General features: G+C 68.6%; 5 protein-coding genes. 2 read left to right on the top strand and 3 right to left on the bottom strand.

Annotated features, from left to right (window positions below):
* Nucleotides 1-2 precede the first annotated feature (2 nt).
* A complete protein-coding gene (locus tag F9K34_RS06125; protein WP_291336027.1) occupies nt 3-1,028 on the bottom strand; it encodes a biotin-dependent carboxyltransferase family protein in 1,026 nt (341 codons plus the stop codon).
* Nucleotides 1,025-1,723, bottom strand: a complete 699-nt coding sequence (locus F9K34_RS06130) for a 5-oxoprolinase subunit B family protein (RefSeq protein WP_291336028.1) — start codon at nt 1,721-1,723, stop codon at nt 1,025-1,027. Before F9K34_RS06130 ends, F9K34_RS06125 begins: the two co-directional genes overlap by 4 nt.
* Before the next feature lie 284 nt (nt 1,724-2,007).
* Here F9K34_RS06130 and F9K34_RS06135 point away from each other — a divergent pair, with 284 nt between their 5' ends.
* Together F9K34_RS06135 and F9K34_RS06140 are read left to right on the top strand one after the other, a co-directional pair.
* Entirely contained in the window at nt 2,008-3,096 is a 1,089-nt protein-coding gene (locus F9K34_RS06135) for an efflux RND transporter periplasmic adaptor subunit (protein WP_291336029.1), read from the top strand.
* Between the two features lie 3 nt (nt 3,097-3,099).
* Nucleotides 3,100-6,216, top strand: coding sequence for an efflux RND transporter permease subunit (locus tag F9K34_RS06140; RefSeq protein ID WP_291336030.1), 3,117 nt, complete (start codon nt 3,100-3,102; stop codon nt 6,214-6,216).
* Between the two features lie 459 nt (nt 6,217-6,675).
* On the opposite strand, the gene F9K34_RS06145 is transcribed toward F9K34_RS06140, so the two are convergent.
* A partial coding sequence (locus tag F9K34_RS06145; RefSeq protein WP_291336031.1) for an SDR family NAD(P)-dependent oxidoreductase occupies nt 6,676-7,360 on the bottom strand: 685 nt, incomplete at its 5' end.

The raw sequence follows: 7,360 nt of genomic DNA on the forward strand, positions 1-7,360 counted from the left end.
GTTCAGCCCTCCTCGCGTGCAAGATCGTCGCCCGCCGTCACCCCGCCGACGAGCTGGTAGGAAAGAAGATCGGCCATCGCCGCGGGATCGCGGATCAGGGGGCGGACCGCAGCAGAAAGCCGCGTCGCCTCGCCCGCCCGGGCGCGCCGGTAGTCCGCCACCGCGTCGTCGAGCGAGACGAAGCGGAACCGCAGCCGCGCGCCGGGGCCCGCCTGCGCCACCAGCGGCAGATCATCGGGCACGACGGTGCCGATCCGTGGATAGCCGCCCATCGTCTGACATTCCGACAGAAGGACGTAAGGCGTGCCCTCGCCGGTCATCTGCACATCGCCCGGCACGATGATCTCCGACAGGATCGAAAGCTGCTCTTCGGCGCGAAAGGGCGCGCCCTCATGCGCTAGCCGCACGCCCTGCCGGTTGGCGCGCGGGTCGCGCACGAACTCCGTCGCCACGAACCGTGCCCGCTCGGCCTCTGAAAAGAGCGCGGTCTGGGCCGAGGCGACGATCCGTACCGTGCCGCCGGCGAAGCGGTCTGCCACGTCGAGCCTCAGGCCCGCGCGCGCGGTCCCGGCGGGACCGGCCGGCAGCGTCTGGCCCGCCATCACCGGCGCGCCGATCCCGGCCGTCACATGGGCCGAACGGCTGTCCATGATCTCCTCCGTGGCGAAGCCGCCGGCGACGTGGAGGTAGCCGTAGACCCCCGCCTCGGCCCCGCCGATCTCCAGCCTCTGCCCCGCCCGCAGGAGATGCGTGGCGTTCCACGGGATGCGCCGGTCTTCGATGACCGCCCGCATCGGCGCGCCCGTGAGGGCGACCGTCACGTCGTGCGTCGCCTCGAATTCCCCGCCGAAGCCGGCCATCTCCAGCGCCGCGCAATCCGTGGCCTGTCCAAGCAGCGCGGCCCCCTCGGCCAGCGCGAGCGCATCGGTCGCGCCGCCGCGCGAGAGGCCGCAGGCGAGCCGGCCGGGTCGGCCGAGATCCTGGACCGTCACGCCCGGACCGGCCGAAAGGACGCGGAGAGCGCTCACGGAAGCGCCTCCGCCACCGCACCGCCACCGGCAGGGTCGGCGGACGTGAGCGCGTCGAGGTCCCGCCCCGTGACCGGGCGGAAGCGGATTTCGTCCCCCGCCGCCAGCGGAAAGGGGTCTGCCGCGCCTGGACGGAAGGCGCGGAAACCTGTGCGCCCGACCTGCCGCCAGCCGGTCGGCGTCGCGGTCGGGAAGATGATGATCTGCCGCACCGCGACGACGATGGCCCCCGCGGGCGCGACGGGAGTGAGTGCGGTCTGGCGCGGAATGTCCCAATGCGCGGGCAAGGTCCCCATGTAGGGCAGGCCCGGCGCGAAGCCGATGGCAAGGACCCGTACCCGCGCCGCCGCAAGCTCTTCCGCGGCGTCCGATGGCGAAAGCCCGACAAGCGACGCCGCCGCAGCGAGGTCGGGGCCGTCGAAGACCGCCGGCACCGTCCAGAGCCGCCGCCCCGCAGGCAGCGGCGCTGCAAACCAGTCCCGCGCGCCGAGAAGATCGGCGACCCGTTCCGACAACTTCCGGTGGTCGGTGACGCCCGGATCGAACCGCAGGAACACCGACCCGAGCGAGGACGCGGTTTCCTCGACGCCCTCGGGCCGTACTGCCTCGACCGCCGCGCGGAAGGCGAGTGCGGCACGGTTGGCGCGTTCGTCCAGCCGCGCGGAAAACCGCACCAGAAGGCCTGCGAGCCCCATGGGCACGATCTGGGGAAAGGAAGCTGAGGCGGTGTTGGTCACGGTCGATGCTCGGAAAACGGGCAATGCGCAGTTGAGGCCATGCCCTCGTGAAGGGCAAGGGGGACCGGACTGCGGGCCGTTTACGCGCGACGCAAGATGCGATATTGAACTTTACCGTTCAGTCAACAGATAATGTCCACGACGAACAGTGGCGTGGGCGACAGCGTTTCATATCTGGGCGCCGCTTACGTGGAAACCGGGATTTCAGCACGATGGCTTCGCGCATCAAGGGCCATAGGATTTTGGCCGTCCTCGTCCTTCTGGCAGCGGCCCTCTGGGTCGGGACCGGCGAGTTTTCGTCGGTCGGCAGCGAAGAGGCGCACGCCTCCCAGGCAAGACCCGACGCGCCGGCACCCGGTGCCGAGCCCGCAAAGTCGGGCCTGCGCACCGTCGCCGCCGTGACGCCGGTCTTCGAGGAGCACGCCCGGGAACTGCGCATCTCTGGCGTCACCGGGGCCGACAAGCGGGCGGAGCTTGCCGCGAGGGCCAGCGGAGTCATCGCCACGCTGGCCATCGCCAAGGGCGATACGGTCGAGACCGACCAGATCGTGATGACCGTGGAGGGCGCCGAGGTCGCGGCCGCCGTGGCCGAGGCGCGGGCCACTCTCGCCCAGCGCGCCCAGGAACTCGACGTCGCCGAGAAGCTCTTCAAGAGCGGCAACACGGCGGAACTTCAGCTCATCAAGGTTCGCGCCGACAAGGCCGCGGCCGAAGCGGCGCTGAGCCAGGCCGAGGCGGCCGCCGACCGGCTGAACCTGCGCGCGCCTTTCGCCGCCGTCGTCGACAGTGTCGATGTCGAACGCGGCGAATGGGTCCAGACCGGCACGCCCATCGCCACCATCCTCGCGCTCGACCCGATCGTCGTTCGCGCCGAGGTGAGCGAGCTCGACGTGGGCTACGTCACCACCGGCGACCGCGCGTCCGTGCGGCTGGTCAACGGCCAGACGATGGAAGGGACCGTTCGCCACGTGGCGCGCGACGCCTCGCCCGGCACCCGCACCTTCCCGATCGAGGTCGCCCTGCCCAACCCCGACCGTGCCCTGCCCTCGGGGATGACGGCCGAGGTGAGCCTGTTCACCCGCCCGGAACACGCCGTCACCATCCCGCGGTCGATCATCACGCTCTCGGACGAAGGCGTGATCGGACTGCGCGTCGTCGGCGCCGACAATGTCGCCCGCTTCGCCGGGGTCGAGTTGATCGACGACACCGCCAGCGGTCTCGTCGTCAAGGGGGTGCCCGAGGGCGTGAGGATCATCGTCTCGGGCCAGGACCTCGTGCGCGACGGCGAAACGGTCGTGGTCAAGGACGCCGAAGCGATGGCCGGGAACTGACCGATGGGACTGGTCGAAATCGCGATCCGCAACGCGCGGCTGACGATCTCCATCCTCGTCTTCCTGATGCTGGCCGGCGCCCAGGCCTACATCACGATCCCGAAGGAAGCCGAGCCCGACATCCAGATCCCGATCATCTACGTCTCGATGCACTACGAGGGCATTTCGCCCGAGGACAGCGAGCGCCTGCTGCTCCGGCCGATGGAGACGGCGCTGAAGACGATCACCGGGGTGAAGGAGATGACCGCGACCGCCTATCAGGGCGGCGGCAACGTGCTTCTGGAATTCCAGGCGGGCGCCGACCTGAACAAGGCGCTCGACGACGTGCGCACCAAGGTGTCGGAGGCCAAGCGCGACCTGCCCGACGGCACCGACGAGCCCACGGTGAACGAGGTCAACATCTCGGAGTTCCCGGTTCTCGTCGTGACGCTCTCGGGCGACGTGCCGGAACGCATCCTGACCAAGGCCGGCCGAGAACTGCGCGACCGGATCGAGGAGATTCCGGGCGTGCTCGATGCGACGCTCCAGGGCGTCCGCGATGACCTCGTCGAGGTCATCATCGACCCGGCGAAACTGTCGTCCTACGGGCTCAGGCCCGATACGCTGATCGCCGGCGTCAACGCGAACAACCAGCTGATCGCCGCGGGCGCCCTCGAAGGCGCCGAGGGCCGCTACGCGATCAAGGTACCCTCGCTCATCGAGACGGTGGACGACGTGGCGAACCTGCCGGTCATCGCCAATGGCACCGCCACGGTCCGCGCCCGCGACCTCGCCTCGATCCGCTCGACCTACAAGGACCCCGAGACCATCACCCGACTCGACGGGGCACCCGCGATCGCGATCGAGGTTTCCAAGCGCACCGGCGCCAACCTGATCGAGACGGTGGACAAGGTGAAGGAGGTCACGGCCGAATTCCAGAAGCTCCTGCCGGAGGGCACGATCGTATCGTTCAGCCAGGACAAGTCGACCGATATCCGGCAGCTTCTGACCGATCTGCAGAACTCCGTCCTGACGGCGGTGATCCTCGTCTTCGTCGTCATTCTCTATGCCTTGTCGGGCCGCGCCTCTCTGCTCATCGGGCTTGCCATCCCGGCCTCTTTCCTCATCGGCATCCTCGGGCTGCAACTGGCCGGGCTGACGGTGAACATCGTCGTCCTCTTCAGCCTCATCCTCGCCGTCGGCATGCTGGTGGACGACGCGATCATCGTCACCGAATACGCCGAGCGGCGCATGGCCGAGGGCATGGACAAGCGGCAGGCCTTCGCGCTTGCCTCGCACAGGATGACGGGGCCGGTGATCGCGGCCACCGCGACGCGGGTCGCGGCCTTCTCGCCCCTCCTGTTCTGGCCCGGTATCGTCGGCGAGTTCATGAAATACATGCCGATCACGCTGATCGCGACGCTCTCCGCCTCGCTCGTCTACGCGCTCTATTTCGCGCCCACCCTCGGCGCGATCATCGCCAAGCCGGTGAAGGAGGAGGACCGCAGCCGCGACAGCCTCTACATGCGCTTTGTCGGCCGGGCGATCCGCCACCCCTGGCTCGTCACCTTCGCGGCCATCGCCGCGCTGGTCGCGGTGCCCTTCGCCTATGGCAAGTTCGGCAAGGGCGTGGAATTCTTCCCCAACGTGGAGCCGGAGTACGGCCTGCTTTATGTCCACGCGCGCGGCAACCTCTCCATCGACGAGAAGGATGCGCTGGTGCGCCAGGCCGAGGAGCGCATCCTCGGCTGGCCGGGGATCGAGACCGTCTACACCCGCGTCGGCAAGGGCCAGAACGCCGGCAATGATGTCGCGGCGGATGTGGTCGGCGTCATCCAGTACGAATTCGTCGACTGGCGCGAACGGAAGAACGCCAACGCCATCCTCGCCGACCTGAGGGAAGCGATGCAGGGCATCCCGGGTGCAGATATCGAGGTTTCGGTACCGCAGGCCGGCCCGCCCACCGGCAAGGCGATCCAGGTCAGGCTCTCCGCGGACAACCCCGCCGGGCTGAACGACGTGGCGCGCAGCGTCGCCGACCAACTGGCGAAGAACCCGGACGTGATCGACATCGACAACGGTTTGCCGCCGCCGGGGGTCGACTGGGAATTGAAGGTCGACCGCGCGGCGGCCGCGCGCTACGGGATTTCGCCGGGCGCGGTTGGCGCTGTCGTGCAACTCGTGACCAACGGCCTGAAACTCTCGGACTTCCGCCCCGCCGGCGCGGACGACGCGGTGGACATCGTGCTGCGCCTGCCGCCCGACCAGCGGACGATCTCGCATCTCGACCAGCTGAGGGTGGAGACGGCCGAGGGTCCGGTGCCCATCGCCAACTTCGTCACGCGCGCCGCCGCACCGACCACCGGCACGCTGACCCGGATCGACGGTGCGCGGACCGTGACCGTCCAGGCCAATATCCGCGAAGGCGTGCAGGCCGATCCGATCCGCCAGGCGATCACCGCCCAGCTTTCCGCGGCGGGGCTGGAGGCGAACGGCATCCGCTTCCAGCTTGCCGGCGAGGACGAGGAGCAGGCCGAGGCGGGCGCCTTCCTGACCAAGGCCTTCGTGGCGGCGATGTTCCTGATCTTCGTGGTGCTCCTCGCCCAGTTCAACAACTTCATCTCGGTCGGGCTGATCTTCTCGGCGGTGGTCATGTCGACGATCGGCGTCTTCCTCGGCCTGATGATCATGGGCCAGCCCTTCGGTATCGTGATGACCGGAATCGGCATCATCGCGCTCGCCGGTGTCGTGGTGAACAACAACATCGTGCTGATCGACACTTACGACACGCTGCGGCGCGAGGGGATGTCGAAGGTCGATGCGATCCTCGAGACCTGCCATGAGCGTGCCCGCCCGGTGGTGCTGACCGCGGTGACGGCCATCCTCGGCGTCCTTCCCATCGCCTTCGGATTCAACCTCGAACTGCTCAGCCACGAGACGACCTTCGGCGCCCCCTCGACCCAATGGTGGATCGCGCTGTCCTCGGCAATCGTCTTCGGCCTGGCCTTCGCGACGATCCTCACGCTGGTCGTGACGCCGTCGCTTCTGATGCTTACCTCGCGCGATCCGAAACCCTTGGGCGCGAGGCCGCGGCGGCGCTGGTTCGGGTTGAGAAGGGCCGCGCCCGGCCCGGCAGAGTAGGCCGCCCGCCGCCCGGGCGTCAGCGCCCGAGCAGGAACACCAGGCCGAGAAGGCCAAGAACCTCGAGGACGGGAAGAACGATCAACGCCCTGCCAAGGCCGGTCCATGCGCGATGCGCGAGGTCGGGTATGCCTTGGCAGATCCGGGGGATGGAATCCCATGGACGCTGGCGTTCCCCCTGGGCCCCGAAAACCGGCACGCTGCGCGGAATTGGAGCGAGGCGCGGCAACAGATTTTCACCCTTGGACTTACTGTCCATAAAAACACAATACCTTCAAATCGTTACGTGACAAGTATGTGCAGCATCCAGGCCCGGTTGAGAAGCCATCCCGGCGGAAAGTCAGCGTTTCCGCCCCGGCATCAACCCAAGACGGCCGACCCGAATGCCCGTTGTCCCGGCCTGCGGACGGTGTCGGCGAGTGACCGCGGCAGGGGATCGCGGTTGATCGCGTGAGGCCCTCAGAGCGACTCCGCCCCGTCGAGCACGAGCGCGTGGCCCGTCATGAACGAGGACATGTCCGAGGCGAGGTAGACGACGCTTTCGGCGATCTCCTCCACCGTGCCCCAGCGGCCCATCGGAATGGTTCCGCCCACATAGCGCTCCAGGGCCTTACGCCCGCCCATCTGGGCCTCGAACCCGGCGTTGAAGGGCGTATCGACGAAGCCCGGGCAGAGCGCGTTGCAGCGCACCCCGTGGTGCGCATAGTCCACTGCGATCTGGCGGACCATGGCGATGACGGCGTGCTTGGTCGTGCAATAGGCGATCATGCCCCGGTCGTACTGCACGCCGGAGTTCGAGGAGGTCACGATGATGGATCCCCGTCCGCGGGGCTTCATCACCGTCATGGCGGCGCGGGCAGCGATGAAATGCGACCGGACGTTGAGCCGCCAGGAGGCGTCCATCTCGGCCGCCGTCACCTCCTCGAGGCCACCGGCGATCTGGATGCCGGCATGGGAATGGAGGACATCGAGCCGCCCGTGCCGGTCGTCCGCCGCCGTGATCGCCGCCGAAAGCGCGGCGTCATCGGTCACGTCGAGGAAAAGGCCCTCGGCCCGGCCACCGACCGCGCCGATCTCGGCCGCAACGGAGGCGGCGCGCTCGGCCACGAGATCGGTGACGACGACCGTTGCCCCCGCCCTCGCC

The organism is Albidovulum sp., assembly GCF_008933605.1.
Taxonomy (GTDB): domain Bacteria; phylum Pseudomonadota; class Alphaproteobacteria; order Rhodobacterales; family Rhodobacteraceae; genus Albidovulum.

What these genes read in the sequence shown, in the direction of transcription:
- F9K34_RS06130 (WP_291336028.1), bottom strand. Translation starts at nt 1,723, where the DNA reads ATGGGGCTCGCAGGCCTTCTGGTGCGGTTTTCCGCGCGGCTGGACGAA.
- F9K34_RS06140 (WP_291336030.1), top strand. Translation starts at nt 3,100, where the DNA reads ATGGGACTGGTCGAAATCGCGATCCGCAACGCGCGGCTGACGATCTCC.